Below are 16,358 nucleotides of genomic sequence, written 5' to 3'. Positions count from 1 at the left end.
GCACCATTGCGCAGCCACCTGAGACGACTGGCCGTCGCCGCCGTCGCCCTGTTCACCGCCTCGTCCGCACTGCCGGCCGCCGCGGCCGCGCGGCCGGGCCACCAGGAACACCCCGCGCACGGCGGGCTGTCCGCCGTCATCCGCTACACCGAGTACGGCATTCCGCACATCGTCGCCGGGAACTACGCGGACCTCGGCTTCGGCACCGGCTGGGCGCAGGCCGCCGACCAGGTGTGCACCCTGGCCGACGGCTTCGTGACCGTACGCGGCGAACGCTCCCGCTTCTTCGGCCCGGACGCGACGACCGACAGGTCGCTGTCGTCGGCCTCCGGCAACCTGTCCAGCGACCTGTACTTCCGCGGGGTGCACCAGGCGGGCACCGTACGGAAGTTGATGGCCGCACCGGCGCCGCTCGGCCCGAGCGAGGACGTGCGGGACCTGATGCGGGGCTTCGCCGCCGGTTACGACGCCTGGCTGCGGCAGAACCGGATCACCGATCCGGCGTGCCGGGGCGCCGCCTGGGTGCGGCCGGTCACGACGCTGGACGTGGCCGCCCGCTTCTACGCCATCGCCGTGCTCGGCGGCCAGGGCGGCGCCGTGGACGACATCACCGGCGCGCAGCCGCCCGCCGGCGCCACCGCCCACGCGCGCGGGGCCGACGCCCAGGCACTGGTCAAGGCCGTGTGGGCCCGGACCGCCGACGCGGACATGGGCTCGAACGCGGTCGCCTTCGGCGGTGCCACGACCGCGAACGGCCGCGGCCTGCTGCTGGGCAACCCGCACTACCCGTGGCAGGGCGGACGCCGGTTCTGGCAGGCACAGCAGACCATCCCGGGCGAACTGAACGTCGCCGGCGCCTCGCTGCTCGGCTCGCCGACCATCTCCATCGGCTACAACGCGTACGTGGCGTGGAGCCACACCGTGTCCACCGGTGTCCCGTACAACCTGACCCGGCTGACCCTGGACCCGTCCGACCCCACCGTCTACCGGGTGGACGGCAGACCGGAGCGGATGACCCGGCGGACCGTGACGGTGCCCGTCGAGCACGGCGCCCCGGTCACCCGGACCCAGTGGTGGACGCGCTACGGCCCGGTCGTCGCCGACAGCGGGAACGGCGGGCCAGCGCTGCCGTGGACCACCACGACGGCCTACGCGCTCAGCGACCCGAACGCCGCGAACATGCGGTTCGCGGACACCTCCCTCGACTTCGGCAGGGCGCGCTCGACGGCGGACGTCCTCGCCTCCCTCGACCGGCACCAGGGCCTGCCGTGGGTCAACACCATCGCCGCGGACTCCTCGGGCCACAGCCTCTACACCCAGTCGCAGGTGCTGCCCCGGATCACCGACGACCTGGTGGCCCGCTGCTCCACCGACCTCGGCAAGGTCACCTACCCGCAGGCGGGTCTCGCGGTGCTCGACGGCTCGCGCGGCGCCTGTGCGCCCGGCAGTGACCCCGACTCCGTCCAGCCCGGCATCTTCGGGCCCGCCCGCATGCCCACGCTCAAGGACGCCCCGTACGCCGAGAACTCCAAGCATGATCAGGGCGTGATTAATGTGCGTCGCTGACCTGCCGGTAGAGACCCCGCCCCACCAGGGGCTTGCGGTCCTCCGCAAATCTCCCCCTGGGTGGCAGGCACGTCATGGCCCAGGCAGCAATCCCCCTGTTACCGGAACCGGGGCATGTCCGGTCCGCGCCCAGGAACAGCAGCCTCCGCGCAAGTACCGGCGGCGGGTGAGGACTGCGTCACCCGACCCTTCCTGGCGCGTACGCCGGGGCGCCCGGGGCCTTGGCGGCCTCATCCGGCCCGAGGGCCGCTCGCTCGACGGTCTCTGTGAGGCCGGCGGTGTCGAGGAACCCCTGTTCAACCAGGTGCAGGTCCTTGCCCCAGCCGCGCAGCAGACCGGTGGCGTTGCGGTGCACGGCCGTGTTCATCAGATGGCCGAAGTTCTCCCGCAGCGGCGGGTACACCACCTGATCGGGCAGGCCGCGGGCGGCGAGCCGCCGGTGCAGCAGGTACTTGTCCGCCTTCCATTGAACGGGCGGGCGCTGGCCGAAGCGGACCATGTCCGCGTATGCGGGCGTGGGGCGGGCAGATCGGCCAACGGTCCCGTCGAGGTGTTCCTCGCGCCGCCTCCCCCTCGGGTTGCGAGGTCAGTTGCAGATGCCGCTGACGGCGGACTGGGCACCGGAATCGGAGACCATGGCGCAGACGTAGTGTCCCGGGCCGTCGGGCCACCAACCAGAGCCGGCGCCGGTGGTGACGGAGATCTCCCTGCCGTTGTCCGTCAGGATGAACCGGCAACCGTGAGCAGTAACGGTCGGGTTGAGCTCTTGCTCGTCATGCCAGGCGCCGTCGACGAACTTCAGTTGGATCTCCTGGTCGGCGGTGCAGTCATAGGTGTGGATCCAGTGATCGCCCTCGTTGGCGGCGAGAGCGGGCGACGCGGACAGGACGACCATGGCACCGAAGCCGAGGACGGCGACGGCGGATCGCAGGGACGTACGGTGAGGCAGCATGAAGCGGATTCCTTCCGAAGGTGAGGGACAGTCAGGAGACGGAGGCTACGGGGGTCTCGCCGCCGTAGTAGTACGTCGGGCTGGTGAAGTAGGAGACGCTGTAGTACGTGCCGGGGCCCACCGTGACCGGGTTGGACCAGACGGTCCCGCTCGGGCCTGGCACCACCGCATACTTCCGGCTGCCGGGGACGACGTTCTGGTGTCAGTCACAGGCACCGGGTGATTCCGCATGCCCGTACGTTCTGGAACCGTCGACGAACCATACGCGCAGGTAGTAGCAGTGGCTCGTGGCGATGGGAACACTGTCGTGATACACGAACCAGCCCCGGCCAGTGCCCAGGACAGTGGGGGCGTGACCGCGTAGGTCGGCTCTCCTGACTGCCAGGCCGGCTTGTCCATGACCTGATACCACATCTGTACGTCGGTCTCAGGTGTGTTGATGACTGCAACCCACACGCCATTCGGATCCACGCACGAGCAACCCCGAGCTACCGAGGGGCCCTGTTCGATCAGAACCGCCCTCATGATCGATAGGAATGCGGCTTCAGATGTACAGCACGGGCGAATCCACGGGGCCGTACCAGGTCCCGGCGATGTCGAGGAACACCGCCACGTAGTAGGCGCCGGAGGGGTATGACCCGAAGTTGGGCGCGACGTCGCAGTTCGCAGCAGGACCCTGCGGGCAGCCATAGCCCCACTGCCATACCGCTTGGTTGGTGTTCTTATTCATGAGTTGGACGGTGAAGTCGTCCACGTGCTCGCTGCCGTTAAGGTAACCGTTCCCGCTGATACCGCTACCGCTGGCACTGATGCAGGGCGCAACCCGCACATCGTGGCCGGGGATATCGAACCACGCACGGCAGCCTCCCCCGCTCGCCGCGCTCGCGCTTCCCGTGGCGGTGATGGTTGCGCCCCCGGCGATTGCCAGAGTCGCGGCGGCCATGGCGATGGCGCGCTTGGTCTTGCCGAGCTTGAGCATTCGTTCCCCCTCGTGTGGTCGCGGCCGGTCATGGCCGCTCGACTTCCGTGTTGTTGCCGCTTTGGCCCGGCCTTGCGCTAGGCAGCACAACCAGACTGCCTTGGGTGGTTGTGTGGAGTCGCGTTTCCCGCACGAATCCGTACACCCCGGTCGGCCCCTGTCAGCTCACTGCCAATGTAGGACTGGCAAGCATCGTGTGGAGTGTCAGGTTGCACGGTGAAGCGGGGGTTCCGGTGTCAAAGTGCACAGCGAGTTGGGAGAGGCCAGGCCGTCGGGATCCTCCGCGAAGCCGACGCCGTCAACACCCGCCGCCGACAGCGCGTCGTCGACCTCGCCCGCGAGGAACTCGGGCTGACCTGCGCGGCAAGCGGATCACCGTCTGGGGCGCCTGTGGGGCTCGAGTAATCATCGCTGCTGGTCAAGCGGCGTACCTGTACTCGTTGATCACGCCGCCGAGGATGCGGGTGCGCAGGACTCTGCCGTCGGCCTGGGCACGGACCTGCGGCGGTTGTTGGTGGGCTTCGGGAGACAACTGGCTTCGCGCCCGGTGGGGGCGAAGCGCGTTGTAGTGCCTCTCGTACTCGGCAAGAACCTGGCACGCGTGAGCTTCGCCCAGGATCAGCACGTGATCGACGACTTCCCGGCGGAGGGTGCCGATCACTCGCTCGCAGTGGGCGTTGGCCCTCGGCGCGCGGACCGGTGTCTTGATGATCTCGATATCCTCGGCGTGAAACACCGCGTCGAAGGCCTCGGTGTATTTGCTGTCGCGGTCTCGGATCAAGAAGCGCAGCGGGTCCATGCTCGCGCCGAGTTCTGCGGCCAGGTTGCGGGCTTGCCGGGTGGCCCAGGCAGCGGTCGGGTGTGCAGTGACGCCGGCGATGTGCAGGCGCCGAGTGTGGTGTTCGAGGAAGACCAGGGCGTACAGCCGGCGCAGGCCGATGGTGTCAATGTGGAGGAAGTCGCAGGCCATCACACCGGCTGCCTGGGCGGAGAGGAACTCGCGCCAGGTGGGGCCAGCGCGGCGCGGGGCCGGATCGATGCCGGCCACGTCAATCAGTAGCTGCGCGACGGGCGCAAGTGCCACATTGTCCTGACCGACACAGCCGGCCTGCTGCTGGAGGCCACCGTCACCCCCGCGAACATGCACGACTCGGTGGCCGCACCCAGGCTGATCGACGCCTTCATGGCCGAGCCCGGACGCCTGCTGAAACTGCCCATGTTGCACGGGCGCTGAGCAGTTGTGTGTGACTCCACGCGTCCCGCGCACGCCGAGGTACCCCCGCATCGGCGAGGGCCGAAACGGCAGACGATCTTGAGGGTCGACAACCGCCCGCGACCAGCACGAGTGCGCGGTCAACGAGTCACGCCAGCCTCGTGACCAGCGACTTCAAGATGGTGGATCTTCAATGGGCGACGAGGCCCTCGGTCATCTCCGTGCCGAGATGCTGACGGTGCAACAGGCTCTGGCCTGCACGCCTGCGTTGGGCGTTCCCAGATCACACGTGGCGCGTTTTGACTGTAGTGAGCGCCCCCGCAGGTGCGGTGCGGGTCGGTCTGCCAAGCACCCAGAAGAGCACGCCGAGGAGCATGAAGGCGACCAGCGGGACGGCCTCCGTGAGCAGGTACCTCCAGCGCTCGCCGTAACTCCAGCCGGCCGGTGCGTAGCCGGAGCCGAACCAGTGGTCACCGAGTCCCGGGGCGACCAGCTGCACGCTGGCGAACAGGATGAGCAGGGTGAGCACCGTGCTGATGGTGCGCGGGATGGGCGCCCTGTAGGGGCGGGGGAAGTCCGGAGCCTTGCGGCGCAGTACCGCGAGCGCCGGGAAGATGCCCAGGTAGCTGACGAGGGTGGTGGAGACGGCGAGGCCGAGGACGGCGCCGAAGAGCTTGCCGGCGCTGCCGCCCGTCAGTTGGTGGGCCAGGATGAGGACGGTCGTGGAGACCGCACCGCTGAGGATGTTGACCCGTACGGGGGTGCCGAACCGGCTGGAGATGACGCCGAGGAAGCGGGGTGCCGCGCCGTCGTAGCCGGAGACGGCGAGGGCACGGTCGGATCCCATGATCCATGTGACTCCGGAGGACAGCACCGTGAGGATGAACATGATCGCGGCGAGGTCTCCGAGCAGGCGGCCGGCGCCGCTGAGCGTGGCTGTGCCGTCGGCGGCGACATGGCCGCCGTACACAGTGAAGACCTGCCGGATGGCGTCGACGAAACCGCCGAGACCGGTGATGGCCTTGACCGGCAGGACGAGCAGGATGCCGAGGATCGGCAGTGCGTACAGCAGTACGGCGAGGCCGGCGCTGCGGAAGATGGCGAACGGCACGTCCTTCTGGGCGTCGGTCATTTCGTCGCCGGCGGTGTTGGGCAGCTCGAAACCGACGTAGTTGAACATCAGGACAGGTACCAGTCCGACGAATCCCGCGTAGGTCGGGGAGAAGTCGCCGACACCGAATCCATGCAGGCCGTGTTGGATGCCGTACACCACGACGGTGACGGTGAACAGTCCGAGGAGGATGAAACGGCTCCAGGCGCCGACGGTGGGAATCCACTTGCCGACGTCGAAGGAAAGGATCGCGGCGAGCACGCCCACCCAGACGAACATGAGAGTGAAGGCGTAGAAGGCCGTGGTGCTCAGGTTCTTCCCGTCGTTGAAGAAGGTGGTGTAGGCAGTGGCGGCGGACACGGAGAGCGTGCCGCCCAGCCACACCGGATTGGTGATCCAGTACAGGAAGTTGTTGACGGCACCGGCGAGCCGCCCGAAGGCCCGGCTGGTCCAGATGTAGGGACCGCCCTCGTCGGGGAACGCGGCTCCCAGTTCGGCGGTGAGCAGTGCGGACGGCACGAAGAACACCGCGGCCAGCACGATGAGCCAGGTGAATGCTTCAGCACCCTTCGAGGCGACGGTGCCGATGGTGTCCACGCCGACGATGGTGCACAGGAGGAAGAACAGGATGTCGAAGCGGCCGAAGTGCTTGCGCAGCTTCTGCCGCTCCGCGAGAGCTGCTGCCGGCGTGTCGGCAGGCTCGGAGGTTATCTGACCAGCGGCCACCGGGAGCTCCTGCGTGCGTGTGGAAGGGGCGGGATGCGGCCAATGATCAGCCGTACCTCAAAAGCACACAAGTGTTCATGTCTAACTCTTGACCATCACCTATCCACCCGAAAAGTGACGGAAACCGCACCGAAACATGGGAATGGAGGCAGGGACCGCTTCGCCGAGCGGAGGCCGATCCGCGGTCGCCGTGCACCCTCCTGTAGCCCCAGCCGGGATTCTCGCGCGCCAGGCGCAGCACCAGGACGCGGATGGAGTGCACGGTGTGCGGCCGGCCCGGGCGCTTGGGCCGGGACCCGGCGGCATGGCGGCGCGCGACCAGGTCACGGTGCCATCGCAACACCGTGTCCGGCCGCACCAACAACCGCAACCGACGCAGCACATCCCGCGGGAGCCGGTGCAGCAACGCCGCCAGGAACGCCCGATCGCCCGGCTCGAACCGCGGCCTGTTCCGGCCCAGCTGCCGCTCCAGCATCGCAATCTGATGGCGCAGCACCAGAATCTCCACGTCCTTGTCCCGGTCGCTCATCGGCAGCAGGCGCAGCATGACGAACGCGTTCGTCACGCCCAGGTAAGCCAGTCACAGCAGCACGGCCGATCATGTTCCCGCAGCGTCCGGCACGCGCACCAGAGCACCGGCCCAACCGACCGGAAGTGTCAAGACCCTCGAAACCCGCATACCGCTCTAACCTGCATGGACGAGGTTTCCGGCAAGGGCAAGGCTGCGTATCGACACAGGGAGGGCCTGTTGCTGGCATCCATTCCGCGTCCGAGACGCGCGTCTACAAGGTGGGTTTGCTTGCTACCGGCAGCTCCTCTGGAGTGGCTTCTGCGGTGCGCATCTGCTGGCGGGGAGTAAGTGATTGGTAGGCGACCAATACCAGCAGCACAGCCAGCAGAGCTGCGGAGGTGACAGCAGTTCCCACTCCGAGGCCACCTTGGGCGACGGGCTTTTCGACGGCGTTCTCCGCGACCGCCCCCAGGGGGCGTGTCAGCACGTAGGCCGCCCAGAACAGCACCGTGCCCGAGACGGATGTCCCGTAGTGCACAGCAAGGATCAGCAGCATCGCCGCGGACAGGACCATCGCGCTGTCACGGAAGCCGATGCCGAGGCCGTCGGACAGGAAGTCACCGCTTGAGGTCCCTAGCGTGTTGGACACCAGTGTCGCGGTCCAGTACAGGACCTCACCTTGGGTGGTGCTGATCCGTTCGACGTCCATGGTTTGTCCCGTTGCCCGCCATCCGAGCAGTACCGACACCAGCAGTGTGGTGAGCACGATCGCACCGCCGGCGTAGCCCAGCCCGGCGGTGCGGTTCATGAAGTCCGACATGGCGGTGCCCACGATGCTGGTTGTCAGGATCACCGGCCAGAACACGATGGGTCGGAATCGATCGGCTCTCAGCTGCATCATCAGGGTCAGCGAGAACGCCGCCAAAAAGATCACCGAACTGGCGCCATACCCGAGGTTCAGCGGAGCCATCGAGACGAAGTTCGATGCCGACTCCCCGAGCGTGGTCGCCACGATCTTAATGGCCCAGAACAGGGCGCCGACCGTCGGCAGTTTGCTCACTGCAACCTTGCTCACCGGGGCTCCCCTCTCGCGGTTACAAGCCGACGATGGCTTGTCACGCTTGCTGCGGCTATGTGGCGAGGAGCAGATTGGACCAGATGGGGGCATCTCGGTGGCCAGTGGGTGAGTGACGGTGCCTCTCATCGTGAGCGACGCTGGCTCTGCCGAGCCCTGCTCATCGTCGCGGAGGGTCGTCGAGATCGTCGTGCGTGCCATCCAGTCCGGTGCACGCGAGCTTCCCTCCGACTTTGGCGCAGGCCGTCATGCCGTGAGGGTCCGATGCCGCCAGCATCGGGCTGGTGCGGTTCGCGGGTCCGCCGTCGGTGTGCGAGGCGGTGAGTTCACGTTGATTGTCACGGATCGAGACTTCCCGGGATTCGGAAGCCGGCGCTCGGACGACGGACCAAACCGCGGCGCAAGACGGTGAGAAGAGGAGCTGTACGGCAAACCCCGCGTCCGCAGCTGTGCTTTCGGTGCGTGCATCGCGCTCACAGGTCTTGTCGGGGGAGCGTCCCTCGCAAGCCTTGCCGTGGCACGCCGCTGGTAGCACCGGTGCCGTCACGCTGCCGGAGGCTCGGAAGAGACAGAGGAAGCCGGCAGTGGTGACCACCGCGAGGAGGCCCGCCACCCCGATGGCCGAGAGCCACTTACCGCGAGCCAGACTAGGCTGTGGCGTGTCCGGCATTGGCGTTGAAGGCTCATCCGTGGCCGGTATCGGCCGCTGGTCCGCGTCTCGCTGCGCAGCGTCCCACTTAGCCAGAACCGACGCGGTGTCGGCTCTGGCTATGTGTGCAAGTGCGCCGACCGCCGAACGCGGCGGCAGCTGATCGCCATTGAGGTATCGGTGCCAGGAGGACTTGCTGACGTGGGTGCGTTGGGCCAAAGTCACGAGACTGAGACCTGTGCTCTCCTTCAGCACCCTGAGCTCCTGTGCGAGGTGTTCCAGTGCGTCTGGCACCGGGGTAGGCGGCGGTTGCCGCCGAGCGGGTCCTGTACTGTCTTCCATCATTCTCACTGCTCCGGCCAGGGAACTGATCGCGCGTCTGTGGCCGCCCCGTCACTTGCCTATATGTCATGGTTCATTCTGACGAGGGGAGGTATGCCCACGGTGCCGACCGTGAACACTGCGACCCCCGCCCGACGCGCTCGTCTCCTGAGAGCGAATACCAGCCGCGACGCCTCCGTCACGGAGCCCGGAGCTGAAGCAGTAGCCGCTTTCGGAAGGTGAGCCGGGGCCGGCTGGCGTCAGGTCCGGGCGTTTGGGGCGGCCGCTGCGAGGGTGGTGTGGGCATGAGTCCGACGGTGGCTGGCACGTCGCCGCGATCGACGGGGATGGCCCGTGGCGGTTCGTGCTGTGGCTCGGCAAGGTAAGTCTGCTCGCCGACTTCGTGTGGAACAGTGCGCCTCGATTTCGCCCCGGGTGCACCGGGCGGAGGATGGGGAAGTCGTCGCCCGCTCCCCGTGCCTTGTCGCAGCGCCGCGACTCGTCGTCGCGAAGGGGCTCCCGGATCCGGCAGCGAGCCGCTAGCGTATGCGGCGTGTCACGGCGGAGGGGCTCGCCGTAGCCGCGGCACTACCACGCCGCCAACGGTCCCTACCTGATGTCTGATTCTGACCAGACTGCCCACAGGTAGGAGCACCATGACCTCTCATCGATCCCCCGACCGCCTCCTCACGGCGCCGCGTGCCGTCCTCCCGCGCAGCGGAACGGTTTCCGTGACTACGGGATCGCACTTCGCGCCGTCCTCATCCACTGCGCCGTGAAGGAGTTCGTCGCATGGCCCTGCTGCTGGGCATCCTGGGCGGAGCCGGTGGCGCCGCGCTGCGGTATGCCCTTGAGAAATCCGTCTTCCAGGTGTGGAGCGGTGTCGCGTTCCCCCTGGCATCGTTTACTGTCAACTTCGCTGGCTGCTTTCTTTTGGGCGTCGCGTTGGGCAGGGCCAGTGCGTGCCATCCTCCTGGCTCGGTGTACGTACTCCTCGGCGGAGCCATCACGGCGTTCAGCGTGTTTGGCCACCAGCTCCTTGAATTTCTGCAAAGCGGACAGCACGGGATGGCAGGTCTCAGGGCTCTGGTCGGATGGTTGGTGGGTACGGCCGCGGCGGTCATGGGCGTCTTGGTGAGCATGAGCTGACACAGGCCTGTCCGGCGGCCCGGAGAAAGTACTGGGCGCGCAGGACGGCGATCTGCCGCGTGGTCGCCTCGAAACCGTGGAAGACGCCGGCTCCCGCCATCCCCTGCTCGTGGGCGCGGTGAATACCGTGGACACCGACCGCCCACCCCGCCCAGAACCGCCGCTACGACTCGCCCTCTGACGACGCCGGCTTCCGGGTATTCAATGAGATGGCTCTGTTCACGAGAACCGGTTCTGGCACAAGTTGTGGGCCGAGCCGGCGGCGACGGACAAGGGCATTGGGCACAGCGAAGCAGCAGGTCAGCGGCCGTACTCGGCTACGGCCTCACGCGACGACGGGACGGTTCCACACAACCTGTGCCAGAACCCGAGTTTGAGCAGCAGTTGATCTTCTGGGCATTCGAACAGGCCGGGACCTCGTGCAGCTGGCCCCCTGCCGTGTGGGCGGGAGGCCAGCGGGTCGGTCCCGCTCTTGTGCAAGTGCGGGCGGTGCTGAGAGGCGGTCAGGCTTCGGGGATGTCCCGTCCGAAGGTCTCCAGGGTGATGACGTCGGGTTCGGGTCCGCCGCGGACTCCAGTGTCGAGGGCGTCGAGGGCTGCGAGTTCGGCGGAGGTGAGCTCGAAGTCGAAGACGTCGAAGTTCTCCGCGATGCGTTCGGACCGGACGGACTTGGGGATGGCGGAACGGCCTTGCTGGAGGTGCCAGCGGATCATGACCTGGGCGGGGGTCTTGCCGTGGGCGGTGGCGATGGCGGTGATGGTGGGGTCGTCGAAGGTGCTGGTGCCGGTGCCGCGGTAGCTGGTGATGCCGCCGATCGGGGACCAGGCCTGGGTGAGGATGCCGTGGGTGGCGTCGGCGGCCAGCACGTTCGGCTGGGTGAAGTACGGGTGTACCTCGACCTGGTTCACCGCGGGCACGATGCCGGTCTGCTTGAGCAGGGCGTCGAGGTGGTCGGGCATGAAGTTGCTGACGCCGATCGCGCGGACGCGTCCGTCGGCGAGCAGGGTCTCCAGGGCGCGGTAGGCGTCCTGGGTGAGGTCGAAGCGGCTGGGCAGGGCCTGGTGCAGGATGAGCAGGTCGATCTGGTCGACGCCGAGCTTGCCCGGCGCTCTTGTCGAAGGCGTGGAGGGTCTGGTCGTAGCCGTAGTCGCTGATCCAGATCTTGGTCTCGATGAAGACCTCGTCGCGGGGCAGGCCGGAGTCGCGGATGGCCTCTCCGACTCCGCGTTCGTTGGCGTACGCGGCGGCGGTGTCGATGAGGCGGTAGCCGGTCTCCAGGGCGGTGCGGACGGCCTGGGCGGTGACGTCCGGGGGTGTCTGGAAGACGCCGAAGCCGAGGGCGGGCATCGTCACGCCGTTGTTCAAGGTCACGTTCATGGTCACGGGGTTTCTCCGAGCGGTTTGCGGTTGCGGTGGGTGGTTCAGGGGGTGACGAGGACCTTGAGGGCCTGGCGGTCGGCCATCGCGCGGTAGCCGTCGGGGACGCCCGCCAGGTCGACGGTGCGGTCGAAGACGCGGCCGGGTTCGATGCGGCCCTCCAGGACGTCGGGGAGGATGTCGGCGATGTAGCGGCGGGCCGGGTCGACGCCGCCGGTCAGGGTGATGTTGCGCATGATCATGTCCATCCCGATCGGCCCGTCGGTGTACGAGGGGACGCCGACCCGGCTGATCACGCCGCCGTCGCGGACGGCGGCGAAGGATGTGGTCAGGGTCTGCAGGGAGCCGACGCATTCCAGGACGGCGTCGGCGCCGCGGCCTGCGGTCAGCTTCCGCACCTGCTCGGCGCCCTCGTCGCCGGTGGCCAGGACGATGTCGGTGGCGCCGAAGTCGACGCCGAGAGTGGTGCGGTCGGTGTGGCGGCCCATCAGGATGACCTGCTCTGCGCCCAGGCGCTTGGCCGCGAGGACCGCGCACAGGCCGACCGCGCCGTCGCCGACGACCGCCACCGTCGTCCCCGGCCGGATGTTCGCGGTGACGGCGGCGTGGTGCCCGGTGCAGAACACGTCGGTGAGCGTCATCAGCGAGGGCAGCAGCGCGGAGTCGGGCGCGACGGGCAGCTTGACCAGGGTGCCGGTGGCTTGGGGGACGCGGACGGCTTCGCCCTGGCCTCCGTCGACGCCGGCGAAGCCGTACCGGCCGCCGTGAGGGCAGGAGGTCTGCAGTCCGCGCTCGCACCACCAGCAGGTGTTGTCGGCGTAGGTGAACGGGGAGAGCACCAGGTCGCCGCGCTTGATGCCTGTGACCTCGGCGCCGGTGTCCTCGACGATGCCGAGGAACTCGTGTCCCATCTGCCGGCCCGCCTCAGTGGTGGGGGCGGAGCGGTAGGGGTGCAGGTCGCTGCCGCAGATCGCGGCACGCACCACGCGGACGATCGCGTCGGTCGGGGCTTGGATCACGGGGTCGGGAACGGTCTCGACGCGCACGTCTCCGGCTCCGTACAACAGGGTGGCTCGCATGGGATCAAATCTCCTTGAGGTGATCAGGGACGGCATCCGCTCGGGTGCGGGCGGCTGACCAGGGTCAGCTGCGCCGGGCGCGGGCGCGGGCGAGGCCGATGGCGGCGGTGGCCGCGAGTAGGACGGCTGCGCTGACCAGGCCGGTGCGCATGCCGGGGCGAAGGCGGAGCCGGACACGAGGGCGCCGTACACGGCGACGGCCAGGGCCCCACCGAACTGGCGGAAGGTGTTCAGCACGCCGGAGGCCAGCCCCGCGCGCTCAGCTGGGACGGCGGCCAGCATCAGCCCGGTCATCGCCGGTACCGCCAGGGAGCCGCCGAGAGAGACGGGCATCAGCAGGATCGCGACCAGCCACACCGGGGTGGTGGCGGGCAGGAGGCACAGGACGAGGAGTCCAGCGCCCATGATCAGCTGTCCGGCGATCATGGTGGGCTTGGCCCCGAACTTCCGGGTGACGGCGCCCGAGGCGAAGGACACTGCGGCGGTCTGCACGGTCATCGGCAGGAACAGCAGCCCGGTCGCGAGAGCGGAGGCGCCGCGGAAGCTCTGGAAGTACAGGCTGAACAGGAACGTCACTCCATAGAAGCCGAAGTTCAGCGCGAACCCGGCGGCCAGCCCGGCGACGACCGGCCGGGAGCGGAACAGGTCCAGCGGCATCATCGGGTGCCGGTTGCAGGCCTGATCGACCAGGAACACCACCAGCGCCACGACCGCCAAACCGAGCGCGACCAGGATCCGGGCGCTGGCGAAGCCGTACTGGCCGCCCTCGATCAGGGCGAAGGTCACCGCGCCCAGCGCCAGCACCGCGCTGACCTGACCCATCAGATCAAACGGAACCACCCGGCGCGGGGACGCAGCGGACCTGGCCAGCAGCGCCAGCGCGACGACGCCGACGGGGAGGTTGATGAAGAAGATCCACCGCCAGTCCCACCCGGCCAGAGCGCCGCCGACCAACGGACCCGCGGCAGAACCGACGGAGCCGCCGACCGCCCAGATCGCCAGCGCCCCGGTGCGGTCGCGGGCATCGGGGTAGGCCTCGCGGATCAGCGCCAGCGTGGCAGGCATCATCACCGCCGCGCCGCCGCCCTGCACGAACCGCGCGATCACCAGGACCGGAAGGCTGGGCGCGAAGCCGCAGGCCGCCGAGGCGACCAGGAACACCGCCAGACCCACGCCGAAGGAGCGCTTGGCGCCGATCCGGTCCGAGATCGCCCCGGCCGACAGCAGCAGCGCCGCGAGCATCAGGGTGTAGCCGTCCACGACCCACTGCAGCCCCTGATGCCGCCGCCCAGATCCCTGCCGATCGACGGCAGCGCGACGCTCACGATCAGCGCGTCCAGCGTGATCACGAAGAAGCCCAGCAGCGCCGCGCCCAGAGCGCAACGGGTATGGGAGGAACCGGCGACCCGGCCCGGAGTGAGGGCCGGATCGGCTGTTCGAGCGGCGGTGGACATCGATGCCTCCTGCGGTGAAGCTGCTGGTGAATCGCTCCCCAGACAACACCGCCCCAGCAGCCGATTCGACGGCGAAAGGAACCCCGACAGGGTCCCCCAGGCACGTGCCCTACAAGGGGTCCGGCCGTAGTGTCGAGGCATGGACCGACGCAGCGAGATCCGCGACTTCCTCACCACCCGGCGCGCCCGCGTCACCCCCGAACAGGCCGGCCTCAAGGTCTCCCCGCTCGCCGGTGCCCGCCGCGTCCCCGGGCTGCGCCGCGAAGAAGTCGCCCAGCTCGCCGGCGTCAGCCTCCCCTACTACACCCGGCTGGAACGCGGCGACGCCCGCGGCGCCACCGACGCCGTCCTGGACGCCATCGCCCGCGCACTGCTCCTCGACGACGCCGAACGCGCCCATCTGTTCGACCTCGTCCGCGCCGCCAACGCCACAGCCAGCACCGCTGGCCAGGGCCGAGTCACGCGCCACCCCCAGCGCCGTCCGGTCCGCCCCGAGCTGTGGAACATGCTGGAGGCGATGAACGGCGTCCCGGCCTACATCCGCAACGGCCATCTCGACCTCCTCGCCGGCAACGCCCTGGCCCGCGCGCTGTTCGCCCCGGTCTTCAACAGCCCGGCGCGGCCGGTCAACTCCGCCCGCTTCACCTTCCTCGACCCGGCCGCGCCCGAGTTCTACCCCGACTGGGATGCCGTCGCCGACCAGAACGTCGCCACCCTGCGCGCCGAAGTCGGCCGCAACCCCCACGACAAGGCCCTGTCCGACCTGATCGGCGAACTGTCCACCCGCGGCGACACCTTCCGCGAACGCTGGGCCCGGCACGAGGTCCGACGCCACCGCGCCGGGGCCAAACGCCTCAACCACCCCCTTGTCGGGCAGTTGACGTTCACCTACGAGACGATGGAACTCGCAGCCGACGAGGGCCTGTACCTCATCGTCTGCGGAGTCGCCCCCGGAAGCCGCGACGCCGAGACCCTCGACCTCCTCGCCAGCTGGAACGCCACCGAGCCGACGACGTCACCGTCCAACACCTGACGCGGCCACAGCCCTCGCACAGCGTCGGACCGCGAACAGGTCAAGCACACCGGCGGCTGACCGCGGGAAGCACTCGGAGTGCCCATGAATATCGAACACGCCGTCCCGAGTGTGCCTCCCAAACTCGTGAACAACTGCTGTCGCATCTGGGGTTCTGGCACAGGTTGTGTGGAACCGCCCCGTCGTCCTGTGAGGCCGTAGTTGGGTACGGCCGCTGACCTGCTGCTTCTCTGAGCCCAATACCCTTGTTCGTCGCCGTCGGCCCGGTCCACCACACAACTTGGCTCTGTCGCTGATTTGGGGGTGTCAGTCGGTTGATCAAGGTGACAGGAGGATGCGGCGTCGCAGGAGGTCGAAGTTGGCCCGGCCGTACATCTGTCTCTTCAGGAGCTTGATTCTGGTGACGTTGCCCTCGACTGCTCCTGAGGTGAAGGTGGTGGTCAGGGCAGCGAGTACTGCTGCTCGGTCGCGGCGTATGCCGGCGGCCAGAGTGCGGAGTTCTCGTTGTCCGTCGAGGCGGACGTCGGCGAGCCAGACGTCGAGGGCCAGGTGCTCGCTGCGGCGTTCGCGCACCATCGAGGCCAGTCGCCGGGCGTATTCGGTAGTTGTGGCCAGTGCGAGGCTGCGTTCGCACAGTTCGCCGAGGCACTTGCGCTCGGTGTCGGTGAGGTGTTCGGGCCGGCGCATGATCCAGTTGGTGACCCGGCGGACGGTCAGATGGGGCAGCGGAGCATCCGGCGGGATGGCCCCGGTGCGGTAGGGCCGCAGGTGGCGGCGGACGGTGTTGACGTCGCCGCGGTAACCCAGCTGCTGGATCTCCCGGGTGAGTGCCGCGGCGTTGGTGCAGCCCTCCATCCAGCGGTGATGCAGATAGAGCCGGTAGTCGTCGATCATGCTTGGCCGGTGGGTTGCCGCGACGAGGAGCTGCTCGACATCGGCGGCCCGTGCGAAGCGCAGGACGGTGCCGCGGCTGAGGCGTAGTTCACGGGCGATGGCGCGCAGGCTGTCGCCGCGTTCGATGCGTTCGTGGATCTGCTGGTGGCGTTCGCGAGTGCGGGCGACCAGCGTCCGCTGCCGTCCGTGCACGTCGAGTTCGCCCAGGGTGGTGGGACGGACGTCGTCCTGGCCGGCCTGGACGGTGAGGGGTTCTCGCAGGTCGGCGC

The 16,358-nt window shown here is 68.5% G+C and carries 14 protein-coding genes and 4 pseudogenes; 4 read left to right on the top strand and 14 right to left on the bottom strand.

Going from position 1 to position 16,358, the window contains the following annotated elements:
• The first annotated feature begins 6 nt into the window (after positions 1-6).
• A complete protein-coding gene (locus ACFC8N_RS35845) occupies positions 7-1,566 on the top strand; it encodes a penicillin acylase family protein (protein ID WP_376293079.1) in 1,560 nt (519 codons plus the stop codon).
• Positions 1,567-1,744: 178 nt separating this feature from the next.
• On the opposite strand, the gene ACFC8N_RS35840 is transcribed toward ACFC8N_RS35845, so the two are convergent.
• From ACFC8N_RS35840 to ACFC8N_RS35820, 5 genes and pseudogenes are all read right to left on the bottom strand, one after another.
• Positions 1,745-2,065: a hypothetical protein gene (locus tag ACFC8N_RS35840; protein WP_376293077.1), complete on the bottom strand. Its 321-nt coding sequence runs from the start codon at positions 2,063-2,065 to the stop codon at positions 1,745-1,747.
• An 87-nt stretch (positions 2,066-2,152) separates the two neighbouring features.
• Entirely contained in the window at positions 2,153-2,518 is a 366-nt protein-coding gene (locus ACFC8N_RS35835) for a hypothetical protein (protein ID WP_376293075.1), read from the bottom strand.
• 31 nt (positions 2,519-2,549) lie between these two features.
• Positions 2,550-2,681: a hypothetical protein gene (locus ACFC8N_RS35830; protein WP_376293073.1), complete on the bottom strand. Its 132-nt coding sequence runs from the start codon at positions 2,679-2,681 to the stop codon at positions 2,550-2,552.
• A gap of 381 nt (positions 2,682-3,062) precedes the next feature.
• The gene (locus ACFC8N_RS35825) at positions 3,063-3,497 is read right to left on the bottom strand and encodes a hypothetical protein (RefSeq protein ID WP_376293070.1); all 435 of its coding nucleotides are present in this window, start codon (positions 3,495-3,497) and stop codon (positions 3,063-3,065) included.
• A gap of 418 nt (positions 3,498-3,915) precedes the next feature.
• A pseudogene (locus tag ACFC8N_RS35820) lies at positions 3,916-4,554 on the bottom strand (integrase core domain-containing protein); the annotation flags it as partial.
• Between the two features lie 3 nt (positions 4,555-4,557).
• Here ACFC8N_RS35820 and ACFC8N_RS35815 point away from each other — a divergent pair.
• A pseudogene (locus ACFC8N_RS35815) lies at positions 4,558-4,623 on the top strand (hypothetical protein); the annotation flags it as partial.
• Between the two features lie 370 nt (positions 4,624-4,993).
• Here the strand turns inward: ACFC8N_RS35815 and ACFC8N_RS35810 are convergent.
• The 4 genes from ACFC8N_RS35810 to ACFC8N_RS35795 all read right to left on the bottom strand — a co-directional run bounded on the left by ACFC8N_RS35810 (position 4,994) and on the right by ACFC8N_RS35795 (position 9,124).
• Positions 4,994-6,547: an APC family permease gene (locus ACFC8N_RS35810; protein ID WP_376293068.1), complete on the bottom strand. Its 1,554-nt coding sequence runs from the start codon at positions 6,545-6,547 to the stop codon at positions 4,994-4,996.
• A gap of 46 nt (positions 6,548-6,593) precedes the next feature.
• Positions 6,594-7,112 carry a hypothetical protein gene (locus tag ACFC8N_RS35805; RefSeq protein WP_376293066.1) on the bottom strand — a complete coding sequence of 173 codons (519 nt, stop codon included), beginning with the start codon at positions 7,110-7,112 and terminating at the stop codon, positions 6,594-6,596.
• A gap of 217 nt (positions 7,113-7,329) precedes the next feature.
• A complete protein-coding gene (locus tag ACFC8N_RS35800) occupies positions 7,330-8,133 on the bottom strand; it encodes a hypothetical protein (RefSeq protein ID WP_376293064.1) in 804 nt (267 codons plus the stop codon).
• Between the two features lie 160 nt (positions 8,134-8,293).
• Positions 8,294-9,124, bottom strand: a complete 831-nt coding sequence (locus tag ACFC8N_RS35795) for a helix-turn-helix domain-containing protein (RefSeq protein ID WP_376293307.1) — start codon at positions 9,122-9,124, stop codon at positions 8,294-8,296.
• Between the two features lie 771 nt (positions 9,125-9,895).
• On the opposite strand from ACFC8N_RS35795, the gene ACFC8N_RS35790 reads away from it, so the two are divergent.
• The gene (locus tag ACFC8N_RS35790) at positions 9,896-10,252 is read left to right on the top strand and encodes a CrcB family protein (protein WP_376293062.1); all 357 of its coding nucleotides are present in this window, start codon (positions 9,896-9,898) and stop codon (positions 10,250-10,252) included.
• Between the two features lie 503 nt (positions 10,253-10,755).
• Here ACFC8N_RS35790 and ACFC8N_RS35785 read toward each other — a convergent pair.
• From ACFC8N_RS35785 to ACFC8N_RS35770, 4 genes and pseudogenes are all read right to left on the bottom strand, one after another.
• A pseudogene (locus tag ACFC8N_RS35785) lies at positions 10,756-11,629 on the bottom strand (aldo/keto reductase).
• Positions 11,630-11,673: 44 nt separating this feature from the next.
• Positions 11,674-12,708: a zinc-binding dehydrogenase gene (locus tag ACFC8N_RS35780; RefSeq protein ID WP_376293304.1), complete on the bottom strand. Its 1,035-nt coding sequence runs from the start codon at positions 12,706-12,708 to the stop codon at positions 11,674-11,676.
• A gap of 258 nt (positions 12,709-12,966) precedes the next feature.
• Positions 12,967-13,950 (bottom strand): annotated as a pseudogene (locus ACFC8N_RS35775) (MFS transporter); the annotation flags it as partial.
• Positions 13,950-14,162: a hypothetical protein gene (locus tag ACFC8N_RS35770; protein WP_376293060.1), complete on the bottom strand. Its 213-nt coding sequence runs from the start codon at positions 14,160-14,162 to the stop codon at positions 13,950-13,952. The pseudogene ACFC8N_RS35775 and the gene ACFC8N_RS35770, both read right to left, overlap by 1 nt.
• Before the next feature lie 139 nt (positions 14,163-14,301).
• Here ACFC8N_RS35770 and ACFC8N_RS35765 point away from each other — a divergent pair, with 139 nt between their 5' ends.
• Positions 14,302-15,195 (top strand): helix-turn-helix transcriptional regulator, encoded by an 894-nt coding sequence (locus ACFC8N_RS35765; RefSeq protein ID WP_376293058.1) that lies wholly within the window; start codon positions 14,302-14,304, stop codon positions 15,193-15,195.
• Between the two features lie 318 nt (positions 15,196-15,513).
• Here the strand turns inward: ACFC8N_RS35765 and ACFC8N_RS35760 are convergent.
• Positions 15,514-16,358: transposase (locus ACFC8N_RS35760; protein WP_376293055.1), on the bottom strand; the 845-nt coding region annotated here is incomplete at its 5' end.

The sequence above is a fragment of the Streptomyces sp. NPDC055966 genome (assembly GCF_042269865.1).
In the GTDB taxonomy this organism is placed as follows: Bacteria; Actinomycetota; Actinomycetes; order Streptomycetales; family Streptomycetaceae; genus Streptomyces.
Note: the sequence above shows the minus strand (reverse complement) of the source record. Positions and strands in the feature narration are given on the sequence as shown.